The sequence below is a fragment of the Aestuariivirga sp. genome (assembly GCF_047600585.1).
GTDB lineage: Bacteria > Pseudomonadota > Alphaproteobacteria > Rhizobiales > Aestuariivirgaceae > Aestuariivirga.
Genome location: NZ_JASGKP010000001.1, coordinates 3,353,044 through 3,368,881, shown reverse-complemented (window position 1 = coordinate 3,368,881; position 15,838 = coordinate 3,353,044). Strand labels below are relative to the sequence as shown.

Sequence of the window (15,838 nt, the reverse complement as noted above, 5' to 3'; positions counted from 1 at the left end):
GTCAGCTCTTCCTCAGGCGGGGATCAAGCGCATCGCGGAGGCCGTCACCCATCAGGTTGATCGCCATCACGGTCACGAGGATGCAGAGGCCGGGGAAGGCCATGACCCAGGGATGCGAGAGCATGAGGTCACGGGTGTCGGCCAGCATGGCGCCCCATTCGGGCGTGGGCGGCTGGGCGCCGAGACCGAGGAAGCCGAGGCCCGCCGCTTCGAGGATGGCGTCCGAGACGCCAAGTGCGGCCTGCACGATGAGGGGCGCGAGGCAGTTGGGAAGCACGGTGACCGTCATCAGGCGGAAGGGACCGACGCCGGCCACCTTGGCGGCGGTCACGTAATCGCGGGTGAGTTCGGCGAGTGCGGAGGCGCGCACCAGCCTCACATAGCGCGGCAGGTAGACGATGGTGACGGCGACGATGGTGTTGGTGAGGCTCGGGCCGATGATGGCGATGATGAGGATCGCCAGCACCAGCGACGGGATCGCCATGATCAGGTCCATGATGCGGATGATGATCACGTCAACGAGGCCGCCGAACCAGGCGGCGGCAAGCCCGAGGCTCACGCCCACCGCCATCGACACGACCATGACCGAGAGGCCGATGAAGAGCGAGATGCGCGCTCCGTACATGAGGCGCGAGAGCATGTCGCGGCCCACCGCATCGGTGCCGAGCCAGAAGCGCCGGTCGGCGCCGTCCTTCCAGAAGGGCGGAAGCTTGGTGGCGCCCTTGAACTGCTCGACCGGATCATGCGGCGCCAGCAGCGGCGCCAGGACGGCGAGGACAACGACGAGCGTCACCACCATGAGGCCGATGACGGCGCCGCGGTTTTCGCTGAAGGCCGACCAGAAGGCGCGGAACGGCCCCGGCGGTTTCGCCTGCGTGGTGGTTGTCGTGATCAGGGCTTCACTTGCCATGGCGGATCCGCGGGTTGATGAGGCCGTAGAGCAGGTCCACGCCGAGATTGACGATGATGACGCAGGCGGCGATCAGCATGATGCCGCCCTGCAGGGCGGGATAGTCGCGGCGACCGATCGATTCGATCAGCCACTTGCCGACGCCCGGCCAGGAGAAGATAGTCTCGGTCAGAACCGCGCCCGCAAGCAGCGTGCCCACCTGCAGGCCGATCGAGGTGATGACCGGGATCAGCGCATTGCGGAGCGCATGAAGGCCGATGACGCGGCGGGCGGAAAGACCCTTGGCGCGGGCGGTGCGCACATAGTCTTCCTCCAGCACTTCCAGCATGGAGGAGCGCGTCATGCGGGCGATGACGGCGAGCGGCACGGTGCCGAGCACGATCGAGGGCAGGATCAGGTGATGCACCGCATCCCAGAAGGCGCCCTTCTGGCCGGAGAGAAGTGAATCGATGAGGGCAAAGCCGGTGACCGGCTGGTAATAGTACTTGATGAGGTCGACGCGGCCCGAGACGGGTGTCAGGCCCAGCGTGTTCGACATCACCAAAATGAGAATGAGGCCCCACCAGAAGATCGGCATGGAATAGCCGGTCAGCGCAACGCCCATCAGGGTCTGGTCATAGATGCCGCCGCGTCGCGCAGCGGCAAAGACGCCCGCCGGAATGCCGATCAGCGAGGCGAAGAGCATGGCGCAGATGGTGAGCTCGAGGGTCGCCGGAAAGAGGGTCACGAATTCATGCAGCACCGGCGTCTTGGAGACGATCGAGGTGCCGAAGTCGCCCTTCAGGATGCCGCCGGCATAATCGGCGAACTGCTTCCAGATGGGCTGGTCCAGTCCCATCTCGTGCAGCAGCTCGGCATGGCGTTCGGGCGTGATGCCGCGTTCGCCGCGGCGTGCTTCCACGGGATCACCCGGCACCAGACGGATCATCACGAAGGTGATGAACATCAGGGCCAGAAAGGTCGGGATGGTGAGCGCGAGGCGCTTGAGGAGGAAGCGGAACATCGGGTCTCGGAAGAGGAAGGGGCGGACCCCGCGAAGGATCCGCCCCGTTCACATGCTTGTCTTATTCAGCCACGTCAACGTCCTGGAACTCATGCGCGCCGAAGGGGCTGATCTTGTAGCCCGAGACGGACTTGCGCGTGGGTTCGAACACGGTGGAGTGGGCGATGTTGAGCCACATCACGTTGTCGTGGTGGATCTTCTGCATCTCCTGATAGATCTTGGTGCGCTCTGCCGTGTCGGTCAGGGTGCGCGCCTTCATCATGTCCTCGTTGAACTCCTTGACGCAGATCTTGGAGAGGTTCTGGGCGGCGGGCTTTCCGTCCTTGTCGCAGCCGGCAAGGAAGAAGAAGTTGTCCGGGTCGCCGTTGTCACCGGTCCAGCCGAGGAGGCCGAGCTGATGCTCGCCAGCCTGCAGGCGCTTGCGGTACTCACCCCACTCATACGACACCAGTGTCGCCGTGATGCCGACCTTGGCGAGATCTGCCTGCATCATTTCGGCCATGCGCTTGGCATTCGGATTGTAGGGACGCTGCACCGGCATCCACCAGAGATCGGTCTGGAGATTTTCGACGCCCGCCTTCTTCAGCAGTTCCTTGGCCTTCTCGGGGTTGTATTCCCAGTCCACCGTCTTGTCGTCATAGGACCACATGGTCGGCGGGATCGGGTTCTTCGCCTTCTGGCCGGCACCCTGATAGACTTCCTTCAGGATGGCGTCGCGGTCGATCGCCATGGCAATCGCCTCGCGCACTTCGAGCTTGTCGAAGGGCGGCTTCGTGGTGTTCATCGACAGGTAGCCGATGTTGAGGCCGGCCTGGGACATCAGGTTGATGTCCGGATCCTTGCCCATGGCGTCGAGGTCGGCCGGATTCGGCGCGATCATCACCTGGCATTCATTGGCCTTGAGCTTGGCGAAGCGGGCCGTCGGATCGGGGGTGATCGCGTAGATCAGGTCGTCGACCTTGGGCTTGCCCGCCCAGCCGTCGAAGGCCTTGTAACGGATCACGGCATCCTTCTGGTAGTCGACGAACTGGAAGGAGCCGGTGCCGACCGGGATCTGGTCGAACTGTTCGGGCGTGCCCTTCTTCATCAGGTAGTCGGCATATTCGGCCGAGTGGATGGTGGCGAAGTCCATGGCGAGGTTGGCAATGATCGGAGCGTTCGGCTCCTTCAGCTTCATCACCACGGTGAGGTCGTCGGTCTTGGTGATCGACTCGAGCAGGTCCGGCATGCCCATGTCGTTGAAGTAGTCGTAGGAGCCGCCCGAAACCTTCGCGTAGGGATGGTCCGGCTTCCACATGCGGTCGAAGGACCAGATCACGTCATCGGCGTTGAGGTCGCGGGTAGGGGTGAAGCCGTTCACGCCGGAGTGGAACTTGACGCCCTTGCGCAGCTTGAAGGTGATGGTCTTGCCGCCGTCGGTGATCTCATAGGACTCGGCGAGGGCCGGCTTCGGCTCGGTTGTGCCGGGCGCGAACTGGACAAGCTTGTTGTAGACCGGACGCGCCGCATCGAGCGACGTGCCCGTCGTGTTCATCGACGGGCTGAAGTTTTCCGGCGAACCTTCCGAACAATAGACCAGCGACTTGGCATTTGCCGCCGCCGATGCCGCCAGCACCGACGAGGCCAGCAAGGCGATCCGGAGCAGGTTTCGTGTTTTCATGTTATGTCTCCCTGATACAATCCGTACAAACGGACTGGGAGCGAGATAAGCAGCTTTTTGACCAAATGGAAAGTTGACGGGGAAAACCTTCGGGAAAACCGTCTCAGGCCGCGAGACCGCCCTGCTTTTCCCCCTCAGGCCGCAAGGCCGCCGTGCTTCTCAATGAAGCCCACCACCTCCGCGAGCCCCTTCTGGCGCAAGAGATCGGTGAAGACGAAGGGCCGTGCCCCCCGCACCTTGCGGCTGTCGGAATCCATGACGGAGAGATCGGCCATCACATAGGGGGCGAGGTCGGCCTTGTTGATGATGAGTAGGTCGGACCGGGTGATGGCGGGTCCGCCCTTGCGGGGGATCTTCTCGCCCTGGCAGACGGAAATCACATAGAGCGTGAGGTCGGCGAGTTCCGGCGAAAAGGTCGCGGCCAGGTTGTCTCCGCCGGATTCGATGAAGATGACATCGAGGTCGGGAAACTTCTTCACCATCTCGTCGATGGCGGCGAGGTTGATCGAGGCATCCTCGCGGATCGCCGTGTGCGGGCAACCGCCCGTCTCCACGCCCATGATGCGGTCTTCCGGCAGGGCCTGCAGCCGGTTGAGAATGAGGGCATCCTCCTTAGTATAGATGTCGTTGGTGATGGCGGCGACCGAGTAGCGCTCGCGCATCGCCTTGCAGAGCTTCTCGGTGAGGGTGGTCTTGCCGGAGCCGACAGGCCCGCCAATGCCGACGCGGAGAGGGCCGTTCTTGTTCTTCATGTGCGGAAGATCCGGGGTTGGAGCTGTTCGTGCTGCATCGCTGCAAGATCCGAGAGAATGGTGGCGGAGCCAAGATCATCAAGCGAGGCTGTCGCGGCGCGGCGGGCGACGGCTGAAATGACGGGCGAGAGGGTGCGCAGCACGGCAAGGCCATGGGTCTGTCCCAAGGGCACCAGTCGTACTGCAACGGAGACGAGTGCTGCGGCGAAGCCTTGCAGGAAGGCGACAAGCGCCATGTCGCGGGGAAGCCCGAAGTCGCGGCAGACTTTGCCGGCAGCAACGGGATAGGCGATGGCCGCATCGGATTTCTCCGCACCCGTCCACACCGCCGCGGCAATCGAGAAGGCGCGGCCAAGATGGGTCGTCTCGAGATAACGCTCGGCCGAGCCCGACAGCGCCAGTGCCGTTTCATTGAGAGAGCTCGGGTCCTCGTCCCAGCAGCGGGCGAAGAGAACGGCATCGTTCCAGCCGGAGCCGCGCTCGAGCAGATCGCCGATCCAGCGCGTCACGTCAGCCTCGCTTTTCAGACGGCCGTCGGCAATCGCCTGCTCGGTGCCATGGCTATAGGCGAAGCTGCCGATGGGGAAGGTGGGCGACATCCAGTTGAGCAGCAGCAGAAGCTGGCTCGCATCGGCGGTGAGCGGGTGATCAGGCGTCAAGGCTGAAGCCTCCCGGTGGAGCCGGCGCATGTGAATGGCTGTAGGCGCCGTGTTCGGGCGAGAAGGGTTCGACCACGTCGCTGACGCTGGCGCCCAGTTGTTCGAGCATGGCGCGGATCACGTGATCGGGGCGGATGAGGATGCGGTTCTCCTCGATCTGCGCTTCGAGATGGCGGTTGCCGATGTGCCAGGCGAGCTGCACCAGATGCGCGGCATCACGCGCCCTGACCTGCATCAGGTCCTCGTCGGCAGCGATAACCTCGACGAGACGGCCATCTTCAAGGGCGAGGCAATCCCGGTCGGCGAGCTTCACCGTGTGGGGCAGGTCGACCATCACCTCGTCACCATGCTGGAGCGTCAGGCGCTTGCGGCGCAGGTGCCGTTCGCCTGCATCCAGCACGACAATCTCCCACGGCTTCGCTGCCACCTCGGCAGCGCGCACGATACGGGTGGCGCGCAGCACCATCAGAACAGGAAGTAGCGCTGCGCCATGGGCAGAACCTTGGCGGGCTCGCAGACCAGCAACTCGCCGTCGGCCCTGACCTCGTAGGTTTCGGGATCGACCTCGATGTTGAGGATGGCGTTGTTGTGGATCATGTCCTTCTTGCCGATGCCGCTGCGGGTATTCTTCACCGCCACCATTTTCTTGGCGGTGCCGAGCTTCGCCTGCAGGCCGGCATCGATGGCCGCCTGGGAAACAAAGGTGATCGCCGAACTGGTACGGAGCTTGCCGAAGCTTGCGAACATCGGACGGTAGTGCACCGGCTGCGGCGTGGGGATCGACGCGTTGGGGTCGCCCATGGGGGCGGCCGCAATCGAACCGCCGAGCAGCACCATCTCCGGCTTCACGCCGAAGAAGGCAGGGTTCCAGATCACGATGTCGGCGCGCTTGCCCACTGCAATCGAACCCACCTCGTGGGACAGCCCGTGGGCGATGGCGGGATTGATCGTGTACTTGGCGACGTAGCGCTTGGCGCGGCCGTTGTCGTTGCCGCTGTCGCCTGCCAGGCTGCCGCGCTGCACCTTCATCTTGTGGGCGGTCTGCCAGCAGCGGATGATCACTTCGCCGACGCGCCCCATGGCCTGCGAGTCCGACGAGATCATCGAGAAGGCGCCGAGGTCGTGGAGAATGTCTTCGGCGGCGATCGTCTCCTTGCGGATGCGGCTTTCGGCGAAGGCGATGTCTTCCGGAATCTGCTGGGAAAGATGATGGCAGACCATCAGCATGTCGAGATGCTCGGCGATGGTGTTCACCGTGTAGGGCCGCGTCGGGTTGGTGGAGGAGGGCAGCACGTTGGGAAGTGATGCCACCTTGATGATGTCGGGGGCGTGGCCGCCGCCTGCACCCTCGGTGTGGAAGGTATGGATGGTGCGGCCCTTGAAGGCGGCAATCGTCGCTTCGACGAAGCCCGACTCATTCAAGGTGTCGGTGTGGATCGCCACCTGCACGTCCATGGCATCGGCAACCGCAAGGCAGCAGTCGATGGCGGCGGGCGTGGTGCCCCAGTCTTCATGAAGCTTGAGGCCGCAGGCACCGGCCAGAACCATTTCCTCCAACGGGGCGGCGAGCGAGGCATTGCCCTTGCCCATGAGGCCGAGGTTCATCGGGAAGGAGTCGGCCGCCTCGATCATCCGTTCGATGTGCCAGGCGCCGGTGCAGGTGGTGGCGAGCGTGCCGTGGGCCGGGCCCGTGCCGCCGCCCAGCATGGTGGTGATGCCGGAGTAGAGCGCTTCCTCGATCTGTTGCGGGGCGATGAAGTGGATGTGGGAGTCGATGCCACCCGCGGTGATGATCTTGCCTTCACCTGCGATGATCTCGGTCGAGGGGCCGATGATGATGGTGACGCCGGTCTGGGTGTCGGGGTTGCCGGCCTTGCCGATCGCCGCGATGCGGCCCTCCTTCAGGCCGATGTCGGCCTTGAAGATGCCGGCGTGATCGAGCACCAGCGCATTGGTGATGACGGTGTCCATGGCACCTTGCGCGCGGGTCGCCTGCGATTGGCCCATGCCGTCGCGGATCACCTTGCCGCCGCCGAACTTCACTTCCTCGCCATAGAGGGTGAAGTCCTTCTCCACTTCGATCACCAGTTCGGTGTCGGCAAGCCGCACCTTGTCGCCCACCGTGGGGCCGTACATCTGGGCGTAGGTCGTGCGCGAGATTTTTGCCATCACAGTGCTCCCATGATCTTCTGCTGGAAGCCGAACACCTTGCGGGCGCCCCCAAGCGGCACCAGCGTCACCTCGCGGGCCTGGCCGGGCTCGAAGCGGACCGCGGTGCCCGCCGCGATGTCGAGGCGGTGGCCGCGCGCCTTCTCGCGGTCGAAGCGCAGCGCCTCGTTGGTTTCGAAGAAATGATAGTGCGAGCCCACCTGCACCGGACGGTCGCCGGTGTTGGCCACCGTGAGGGTGATGCGGGGCAAGCCCTTGTTCAGTTCGATGTCGCCCTGAGGCGTGATCACTTCACCGGGAATCATTTTTTTGCCTCAGCGGATGGGATGGTGGACGGTGACGAGCTTGGTGCCGTCGGGGAAGGTGGCTTCCACCTGCACGTCGTGGATCATGTCGGCGACACCCTCCATGCAGTCGCCGCGCTTCACCACATGGGCGGCGGCTTCCATCAGGTCGGCGACGGCGCGGCCGTCGCGGGCGCCTTCCACCACATATTCGGTGATGAGGGCGATGGCTTCGGGATGATTGAGTTTCACGCCACGCTCCTTGCGGGAGCGCGCAACAATGGCGGCCATGGCCACCAGAAGCTTGTCCTTCTCACGGGGCGTGAGCTGCATATTTCATCCTCATAATGACCAAACTTTAGGCATGGCAGACGGCCCCACGCAGGCGGAAAGCACCGGGACCAGTGTTTTCCGCAGGGCAAGGCTGTCCTCTGCCACACACCTTGCAATGAGCTTGCCATTCCAGGCCGAGGCTCCGTCGCGAGGGCCGAGGAGGCCGCGCAGCCGGTCCAGCAGGCCTTCTGCGGCGGGCGAGGCGAGCAGCACCGTCGCCATCGCATGAACCCCTTCGAGGGTGGCGGGCGTGGCGGGAAGACCGGGGCCGAGGGCCAGGGCCTCGGCATGGAGCAGCGTTCCCTCCCGCCGCACTGACCAGCGGTCGCGGACATGCACGGCGTTGAGGCTTTCCCCCATGGCGCGGCGTCCGAAGACCATGGGCTCGACGGCGAGGAAGGTGGCATCGGCGGCGAGGTCGACGCTGATCTCGCGTTCGAGACTGGCACCATCGAAGAGGATGGTCTCCTGTGGCAGCCAGAACAGGCTGGCCCCCGCGTCCGCCGTCAGCCGGACCGACACGGAGGCCGGGGGGCCAATGGTGCGGTAGACCCGCTCGGCCGCCTGGGTCGTCAGCGCGAGGTGAGCGCCGTCGCCGGCCTCGCCCCGGATCTCGGCCCGGTCGCCGCCCGCAAGGCCGCCGGAGGTATTGATGAGGATCGCTTCCCGGCTGCCCCGCGGCAGGCGGCACTTCGCCGCGCCCTCCTCGCGCAGGATGGCGGGACCCTGCTGCTCTATGCGGACGTGGACCGATCCAAAAGCGCGCTCCGAGAGCAGGGCGTGGGGTGTTTCCATGGTCCAGAGGCTTAGCACCACAACTCACCATTGCCAGCAGGGTGAAGAGGCGGAATCTGGGGGAAATTGCGGCCTGCGGATTAACCTTGCCGCGCTTTCATGCAGCCGCCGTCTTTCTTGCCCGCATTTTCAACAATTCGCCTTTTTTCCGTGGTGCAAGCCCCGCGGGCAAGACACAAGCTCATGACGGTCTTGTGAAAATGCCGCTTTACAAAACCCACGCGCAGGCTCACTTGTGCGCCGCACCATTTCGACGATTACCGCCAACAACCAAGAAAAGACGCCCAGACCTCCCAATGGAAACGTCCCGCAGAGCCTTCCTGGCGCAGGCCACCCAACTCGCCGCCCTTGCTGCCGCCTTTGCGACGGGTGCCTTCCCGGTTTCCGCCTCGGCCGAGGACGAGAAGCTCTATGGTGCCTTCACGCCGTTTCGCGACGACTTCGTCCGCAACCTCGCCCACGACCTCGCCGCCAAGCCCTTCGTCGATGAAAAGATCGAGATGCCGGAAGGCTTCGATGTCAGCACCTACGACCAGTACCGCGACATCCGCTTCAATCCCGAGCGCGCCCTGTGGAAGGGCGAGGACCACAAGTTCTCGATCGACATGTTCCACTCCGGCTTCCTGTTCACCAGGCCGGTCGACATCCACGTGGTGCGCGACGGCGAACAGGCGAAGCTGAACTACGATCCCTCCCTCTTCATCTTCGGGCCGAAGGTGAAGCCGCCCGATGGCAAGACCGACCTGCACTATGCCGGCTTCCGCGTCCGCTTCCCGATCAACTCTCCGGATGTGAACGACGAGTTCCTCGTCTTCCAGGGCGCCTCCTACTTCCGCGCCGTCGGCAAGGGCCTGCTCTACGGCCTCTCGGCGCGCGGCCTTGCCGTCGACACGGGCCAGCCCTCGGGCGAGGAGTTCCCCTTCTTCAAGGCCTTCTGGATCCGCAAGCCGGAACCGCAGACGGGCATCATCGTGGTCGAGGCCCTGCTCGACAGCCCCTCGGTGACAGGCGCCTACCGCTTCTCGGTCAAGCCCGGCGAAGACACCCAGATGGACACGGAAGTGACCCTCTTCCCGCGCCGTGATCTGACCCATGTGGGCATCGCGCCCCTGACCAGCATGTTCCTCTTCAATGCCATCGGCCGCCCAGTGGAGGACTACCGCATCTCGGTGCATGATTCCGATGGCCTGATGATGCTCACCGGCACCGGCGAATGGCTGTGGCGCCCGCTCAACAATCCGAAGAAGCTGCAGGTCAGCGCCTTCCTCGACAAGAGCCCGCGCGGCTTCGGCCTGATGCAGCGCACCCGCCGCTACGAGGACTTCCTCGATCTCGAGTCGCGCTACGAGCGCCGCCCCAGCCTGTGGGTGGAACCGATCGGCGACTGGGGTGCGGGTTCGGTAAACCTCTTCGAGATCCCGACCGAGCTCGAGACCAACGACAACATCGTCGCCTACTGGCAGCCGAAGGACCCGCTGCTCGCGGGCGGCAGCTTCTCCTTCGTCTACCGCCTGCACTGGACCAGCGAATGGCCGGTGGAGGGACCCGCCCCCGTCGGCCTCGTCACCTATTCGGGCTCAGGCGTCGATTACGACTACACCGCGAACCCGCCCAAATATGACACCAACAAGCGCATGTACGTGATCGAATTCGACGGCGGGCCCGCTGCCGGCGAATTTTCTGCCGATGTGAGCGCGAGTGCGGGAACCATCAGCAAGGTTGTGGTTTATCAGAACGAGATCAACAAGCGCACGCGCCTGTCATTTGCCCACGACGCCACGGGCATTGATGCGGCCGAGCTGCGTGCCGTGCTGAAGCGCGGTGGCGTGGTGGCCGGAGAAACGTGGCTGTTCAGGTGGACAAGATCGTGAACCATACACCGCCCGAGTCACCGCTTGAGATGCCGGAGCAGAGCCTCACGGCATGGAACGCAGAAGATGCTGCCGCGGGCGAGCCGCGCAAGCCGTCGGCTGCGGTGCATCTGGCGCGTCTCTTCGTCTTCGGTCTCGCGGGCCTTCTCACGGCGGCCGGCACCTATGGCATGTACGAGGTCATCAGCCCCGTTGATGTGACCTGGCTGCAGGTTGTTTTTGCAGCTCTCTTTGCCCTCACCTTCACCTGGATCTCGTTTGCCTGCGCCAGCGCCATCGTCGGCTTCATCGTGCTCCTGCGCAATGACCTGCCCGAGATTCCGGCGGTGCCGCAGAAGGCCATGGGCCGCACCGCACTGCTCATGCCCGTCTACAACGAGAACCCGGAGGCGGTCTTCGCCGCCCTCGAGCGCATGGGGCGCAGCCTGATCTGGCAGGGCGCACAGCGCCACTTCGACATCTTCGTCCTCAGCGACACGCGCAAGGATGAGGTGGCCCTTCTCGAACAGGACTGCTTCAAGGGGTTGCGCAAGGCGCTCAACGGCGAAATGGGCGTCTACTACCGCCGCCGCGCCGACAACCATCACCGCAAGGCGGGCAACATCGCCGACTTCGTGAAGCGCTGGGGCAAGGCCTACGACCACATGATCGTGCTCGATGCCGACAGCGAGATGTCGGGCGAGATCCTCGTGTCGCTCGCCAGCGCCATGGCGGCCGATCCCAAGGCCGGCATCATCCAGTCGCTGCCGCTGCTGCGCAACCGCTGGACACCCTTTGCCCGCATGACGCAGTTTGCCGGACGGGTCTATGGCCCCGTGGTCGCAACGGGCCTTGCCGCCTGGCATGGCCGCGACGGCAATTACTGGGGCCACAACGCCGTCATCCGCACCCGCGCCTTCGCCGAGGCCGCAGGCCTTCCCGAACTCAAGGGCCGCAAGCCCTTCGGGGGCCATATCCTCAGCCACGACTTCATCGAGGCGGCCCTGATGCGCCGCGCCGGCTGGGCCGTCTACATGCTGCCACAGCTGCGCGGATCGTATGAGGAAACGCCGCCTTCGCTCATGGACATTGCCGCCCGCGACCGCCGCTGGGCCCAGGGCAACCTGCAGCACATGAAGATCGTCGGCGCCCGCGGCCTGCACTGGCTGAGCCGCGTGCATCTGATCCAGGGCATCATGTCCTATCTCGCCTCGCCGCTGTGGTTCCTGCTGCTCGTCGCCGGTATGGGCCTGGCGCTCGTGGCGCGCTATACCGAACCCAATTACTTCGGCGACGGCTTCTCGCTCTTCCCGGCCTGGCCCGTCTTCGATCCCGAGCTGGCGCTCCGGCTGCTCGCCGTCACCGGCTTCGTGCTCTATCTGCCGAAAGTCTTGGGCCTCATTCTCGCGCTCCGCGATCCCGAGATGCGCAAGGGCTGCGGTGGCACCATGGGCCTCATCAAGAGTGTCGCCACCGAGACTGCGCTTTCCATGCTGCTCTCGCCGGTCATGATGCTGGTGCAGTCGCGCTTCGTGCTCGATGTCTTCCTCGGCCGCGACTCCGGCTGGAACACCCAGAACCGCGACGACCAGGCCATTCCCTTCGCGGTGGCGCTCCGCCGCCATGCCGGCCATGCCGTGATCGGCATGATCTTCTGCGCCGCCAGCTTCGCCATTTCCTGGCCCACCTTCCTGTGGTTCCTGCCGATTGTTGCAGGCCTGATGCTCTCGCCGGTCGTGTCATGGGCCACGGGTCACCCCGGCTTCGGCCGCCGCCTGTGGCGCGCCAATGTCTTCGCCATTCCGGAAGAACCGCGCCCCGCCGGCATTGCGCTGGGCGAAGAAGCGCCTGTTGCCATCCTCCACCCGGCGGAATAACGACAGCTTCATGACACCCCCCGTTCCCGGCCGGGCGCCAGGCGCCCTGCTTGTTTTTCTGCGCCATCACCTCTGGAAATGGCTCTTTGCCTATGTCCTTCTGCTGGCGCTGATGGCGGCGCTGGGGCGCTGGACGCCGGAGTTCCTGGCGGGCCGCACCCTCTGGCATTTCATGGTCGCCCGCATGGTGGTGGCCTTCGTGATGCTGGGCGTCATTGCCTCGTTCATCCGCCTCGTCCCCGCAACTCTGCTGCTCGCTTCGATGCTGCTCGCCGTCGGCACCGTCTCGGCGATCAAGCGGGAGTCGACAGGCGAGCCCTTCCAGGTGAGCGATCTCTTCCTCACGAGCCAGACACCGGCGCTCTTCGGTTACGTGCACTGGTATCACTGGCTTGCAGGACTTGCCGTCATTCCGGCGCTCTATTTTGCGCTCCGCAATTTGCGCTTCAGGCTGTGGAGCCTTCCCGTGGCGGCGGTCTGCCTCGCGCTCCTCTCCACCTACCGTTTCGAAAGCGTGGTGAACTGGATCCACGACAATTCCTACTGGATCGGAGTCGAGAACCTCACCTTCAGCCAGGCCGAAAGCGAGCGCATGAACGGCCTCGCCACGCATCTCTACTTCTCGACTGCGGGTCTCCGCATCAAGACCTACAGCGATGCCGATGTGGCGGATGCCATGGCGGCCCTGCCGGTGAAGGACGTGCCGCAACCCCGCACGGCACCCGACCCCGACATCTTCATCATTCTTGGCGAGGCCTGGTGGCGTGATCCCTCCGATCCGCAAAGCCCGCTCGACCGCCTCAGGGACAAGGGCTTCAGCGAAGGCAAGATGGTGTCACCCGTCTACGGCGGCACCACGCCCAACTCCGAGTTCGAGGTGCTGACGTCGATTCCCGCGCACAGCTTCATGGCGGGGATCATTCCGTTCCAGCATTACGTGCAGTACTTCAGCGACCAGGCGAAGAGCCTGCCCCGCCTGCTTTCTGGCCGCGGCTACACAGCCCACGCCTATCACAACTTCGACCGCCGCTTCTGGCTCCGCGACCAGGTCTATCCGCGCTTCAACTTCGCCACCTTCGACAGCATGGATACGATGAAGCTGGTGAAGCAGGAGAACGGCTGGCCCAAGGATGACGGCCTCTATGCCAAGGTCACCGAGCGTCTCGACGCAACGCAGCCGCAGTTGCACTACATCGTCACGGTCGAGACACACGGTCCCTTTGCCAACGACAAGGCCCGCGATGTGATCGACGGCAAGGAGCATCCCGGCATCAGCGACTATCACGACCGGCTCACGGGCGCGGTCGAAAGCCTTGCGGCCTTCCGCGAAACGCTTGAGCAGCGCGGCAAGCCCTATGTGCTTTTCGTTTTCGGCGATCACCTGCCGGGTCTCCGCCTGCACCAGTGGAAGATGGGCTGGAAGTCAGAGCAGGATCCGCGCCTGCACGAGGTGCCGTTCCTGCTTGCGAGCAACAGCGAAGACATCGCAAGCCTGCGCAACAGGCTCGATACGCGGCCGCTCTTCTGCACGGCGCCGGTGATGGTGGATTGGCTGCGGCTCGGTGTCGACGACCGCTATCTCCGCCACATGGCGAAGATGTGCGACGAAGGCAGGGCACTGGGCTATGTGCCTCCGGAACCGGTGATCCAGAACCAGATCTTCACGAGCGCAGCGCCCTGACATCGATCGATGGGGGACGAATTCAGGACAGAAGGGGTGGGCCCCACCTCGGACGTGGGTGTCCGAAAGGCGCAAATGCCTACGAAGGGCGGGGCCCTGGGGTTGTAGTCACCACGAAGGGAAGCATTGCACGCCAAGCTTGCGTGAATCGGGTTCTGCACTGCGGAAGAGAGTGCTGCGGCGCAACCGAAGGAGGCAATGTCAAGAACTCCCGCCTGACGTCCTTGGAGAGGGACGCCTGACACGCGTCAGAAAAGACGGGAGCTCTTGCGCGGTTGCAGGAGCTTCAATGCGGGGAGAAGCTTGTACGGACCTTTCGGATGATCCCCCATTCGCGAATGGCTGTCAGTCCCGCTGCATCAACTGGTCGACAAGGCGGGCGATGGCTGTAGCCTCCACCCGGTCCGGGCTCGGGCCCGTCAATCCGAAGCGGGTGCGCAGGCGTTCGGCAAGACGGAGTGACCGCTTGCAGACGATGAGCGTGTTGATGAGCTTGAGGATGAGAACGTCGTTCTCGCTGAAGAAGAGCGCACCGTCATGGAGGAGCGGCTTCACCGCCCGGGCGGCAGTACAGACGGAAATGGTCGCCGCATCGAGACCCGAAAGCGCTTCCGCCTCCTCTCCCGAATAATATGTCAACGCGCCGATCTGATGCATGAAGTGCCGAGCCGCCACAGCCTGATTGCCGTGCTCTGATCAAAGAACGGGCGGGGCTTCGTGTCATGCCAAGAAGGCAATTCAAGTTGATTGAGGCTTCTCAATCTTGTTCAAATTAATCCTTTAAGAACAAAAGGCTGCCGGGCGATCTTAATAATGAACGGCCGAGATTTGCCCAAAATTCTAAACCATTTTTATCAGTTAAAGTTGTCTGCAAATTGAACCTGTGCGACGAGAGATGCGGGCGGGATTTTGGTGGATAGAGAGATGATTGGAACAAGACATCATGCGATTGATCGGTCGCGACCACATTGCCAAAGCCGTCGGGGCGACGCCCGACGACTTCTCCGCCAAACTGGAGGCGCTTTATAGCCTCGGGTTTCCCTTGCCGAAAACGGCTGACCGCAGCGAGTGGTCAGTGCTGGAGCTCCTCGACTGGATTACGGAGCGACAGGAACTGGCAGTCCAGTTCGTCTCCTACCTCGCACAATACATCGAAGACGGCGCGTCGACCTGAGACGCTGACCTCCAGGGCGGCACACGGGCTATGACGGCCCAGCCCCATCCCCCATATCCCGGCTGGCGTGCGCCCGGGATCGCTTTCTCAAAAACAGAATAACCCTGACGGCCTCACACGGCCTCACGCCGGCAGCTTGGCCGCCGGTGCAGCAGGCTGATCCTTGCCCTCGGTGGCAAACAGCGGCTTCCGCGCCGGCTTGCGGGGCTTCGGCTTCGGCATGGGCAACAGACCTTCGCGCTGCATCTTCTTGCGCGCCAGCTTGCGGGCCCGGCGGATCGATTCCGCCAGTTCACGCGTTCGCTTCTCCGACGGCTTCTCGTAGGCTTCCCGGGCGCGCAGTTCGCGCAGCAGGCCTTCGCGCTGCATCTTCTTCTTCAGCACCCTGAGGGCTTGATCCACATTGTTGTCCCTGACCATGATGCGCATCGGTTCAGTTCCTTTCCGTTGAAGCAGCGGTTTCGCGCTTGCTGCGGAGCAGCTGATAGCCGTTCTTGCGCACACCGGCTTCGAGCAGCGTGCGGGAGATGCCGTGGGGCGGAGTTCTGGTCCGGCCGCAGGACACCGAGTGCGGCCCAGGGCGAGAACTGTTCGGGAAGGCCGCCGCCATCCGCATGGCCGGTGAAGCAGTAAAGCCCCTTGGTCTTGCCGGAGGAGTAGTAGAACAGGTTTGAAGGCTCGTTCATTGCGT

At 63.9% G+C, this 15,838-nt stretch carries 16 protein-coding genes; 4 read left to right on the top strand and 12 right to left on the bottom strand.

Annotated features, from left to right (window positions below):
- Window position 1 precedes the first annotated feature (1 nt).
- The 10 genes from QM801_RS16585 to QM801_RS16540 all read right to left on the bottom strand — a co-directional run bounded on the left by QM801_RS16585 (window position 2) and on the right by QM801_RS16540 (window position 8,565).
- Window positions 2-910: an ABC transporter permease subunit gene (locus QM801_RS16585; protein ID WP_415020314.1), complete on the bottom strand. Its 909-nt coding sequence runs from the start codon at window positions 908-910 to the stop codon at window positions 2-4.
- The gene (locus QM801_RS16580; RefSeq protein ID WP_415020313.1) at window positions 900-1,913 is read right to left on the bottom strand and encodes an ABC transporter permease subunit; all 1,014 of its coding nucleotides are present in this window, start codon (window positions 1,911-1,913) and stop codon (window positions 900-902) included. The genes QM801_RS16585 and QM801_RS16580 overlap by 11 nt, the downstream gene beginning before the upstream one ends.
- A 61-nt stretch (window positions 1,914-1,974) precedes the next feature.
- Window positions 1,975-3,573, bottom strand: coding sequence for an ABC transporter substrate-binding protein (locus tag QM801_RS16575; protein WP_415020312.1), 1,599 nt, complete (start codon window positions 3,571-3,573; stop codon window positions 1,975-1,977).
- Window positions 3,574-3,707: 134 nt separating this feature from the next.
- Entirely contained in the window at window positions 3,708-4,325 is a 618-nt protein-coding gene (ureG, locus tag QM801_RS16570; RefSeq protein WP_415020311.1) for an urease accessory protein UreG, read from the bottom strand.
- The gene (locus QM801_RS16565) at window positions 4,322-4,984 is read right to left on the bottom strand and encodes an urease accessory protein UreF (protein WP_415020310.1); all 663 of its coding nucleotides are present in this window, start codon (window positions 4,982-4,984) and stop codon (window positions 4,322-4,324) included. The genes ureG and QM801_RS16565 overlap by 4 nt, the downstream gene beginning before the upstream one ends.
- A complete protein-coding gene (locus QM801_RS16560) occupies window positions 4,974-5,450 on the bottom strand; it encodes an urease accessory protein UreE (protein WP_415020309.1) in 477 nt (158 codons plus the stop codon). The genes QM801_RS16565 and QM801_RS16560 overlap by 11 nt, the downstream gene beginning before the upstream one ends.
- On the bottom strand, window positions 5,450-7,156 hold the full coding sequence (gene ureC, locus QM801_RS16555) for an urease subunit alpha (protein WP_415020308.1): 1,707 nt from the start codon (window positions 7,154-7,156) through the stop codon (window positions 5,450-5,452). Before ureC ends, QM801_RS16560 begins: the two co-directional genes overlap by 1 nt.
- Window positions 7,153-7,458 (bottom strand): urease subunit beta, encoded by a 306-nt coding sequence (locus tag QM801_RS16550; protein WP_415020307.1) that lies wholly within the window; start codon window positions 7,456-7,458, stop codon window positions 7,153-7,155. The genes ureC and QM801_RS16550 overlap by 4 nt, the downstream gene beginning before the upstream one ends.
- A gap of 9 nt (window positions 7,459-7,467) precedes the next feature.
- Window positions 7,468-7,770, bottom strand: coding sequence for an urease subunit gamma (locus QM801_RS16545; RefSeq protein ID WP_415020306.1), 303 nt, complete (start codon window positions 7,768-7,770; stop codon window positions 7,468-7,470).
- A gap of 9 nt (window positions 7,771-7,779) precedes the next feature.
- Window positions 7,780-8,565: an urease accessory protein UreD gene (locus QM801_RS16540; protein ID WP_415020305.1), complete on the bottom strand. Its 786-nt coding sequence runs from the start codon at window positions 8,563-8,565 to the stop codon at window positions 7,780-7,782.
- 296 nt (window positions 8,566-8,861) lie between these two features.
- Between QM801_RS16540 and QM801_RS16535 the strand changes: the two genes are divergently transcribed.
- The 3 genes from QM801_RS16535 to QM801_RS16525 are packed head-to-tail and all read left to right on the top strand — an operon-like array spanning window position 8,862 to window position 13,973.
- Window positions 8,862-10,436 carry a glucan biosynthesis protein G gene (locus tag QM801_RS16535; protein ID WP_415020304.1) on the top strand — a complete coding sequence of 525 codons (1,575 nt, stop codon included), beginning with the start codon at window positions 8,862-8,864 and terminating at the stop codon, window positions 10,434-10,436.
- A complete protein-coding gene (gene mdoH / locus QM801_RS16530) occupies window positions 10,409-12,292 on the top strand; it encodes a glucans biosynthesis glucosyltransferase MdoH (protein WP_415020303.1) in 1,884 nt (627 codons plus the stop codon). Before QM801_RS16535 ends, mdoH begins: the two co-directional genes overlap by 28 nt.
- A 10-nt stretch (window positions 12,293-12,302) precedes the next feature.
- The gene (locus tag QM801_RS16525; protein ID WP_415020302.1) at window positions 12,303-13,973 is read left to right on the top strand and encodes an LTA synthase family protein; all 1,671 of its coding nucleotides are present in this window, start codon (window positions 12,303-12,305) and stop codon (window positions 13,971-13,973) included.
- Window positions 13,974-14,318: 345 nt separating this feature from the next.
- Here QM801_RS16525 and QM801_RS16520 read toward each other — a convergent pair whose 3' ends face one another.
- The gene (locus QM801_RS16520) at window positions 14,319-14,630 is read right to left on the bottom strand and encodes a hypothetical protein (RefSeq protein WP_415020301.1); all 312 of its coding nucleotides are present in this window, start codon (window positions 14,628-14,630) and stop codon (window positions 14,319-14,321) included.
- Window positions 14,631-14,901: 271 nt separating this feature from the next.
- Between QM801_RS16520 and QM801_RS16515 the strand changes: the two genes are divergently transcribed.
- On the top strand, window positions 14,902-15,147 hold the full coding sequence (locus QM801_RS16515) for a hypothetical protein (RefSeq protein WP_415020300.1): 246 nt from the start codon (window positions 14,902-14,904) through the stop codon (window positions 15,145-15,147).
- A 123-nt stretch (window positions 15,148-15,270) separates the two neighbouring features.
- Here the strand turns inward: QM801_RS16515 and rpsU are convergent, their stop codons facing one another.
- On the bottom strand, window positions 15,271-15,576 hold the full coding sequence (rpsU, locus tag QM801_RS16510; RefSeq protein ID WP_415020299.1) for a 30S ribosomal protein S21: 306 nt from the start codon (window positions 15,574-15,576) through the stop codon (window positions 15,271-15,273).
- Window positions 15,577-15,838: the final 262 nt, after the last annotated feature.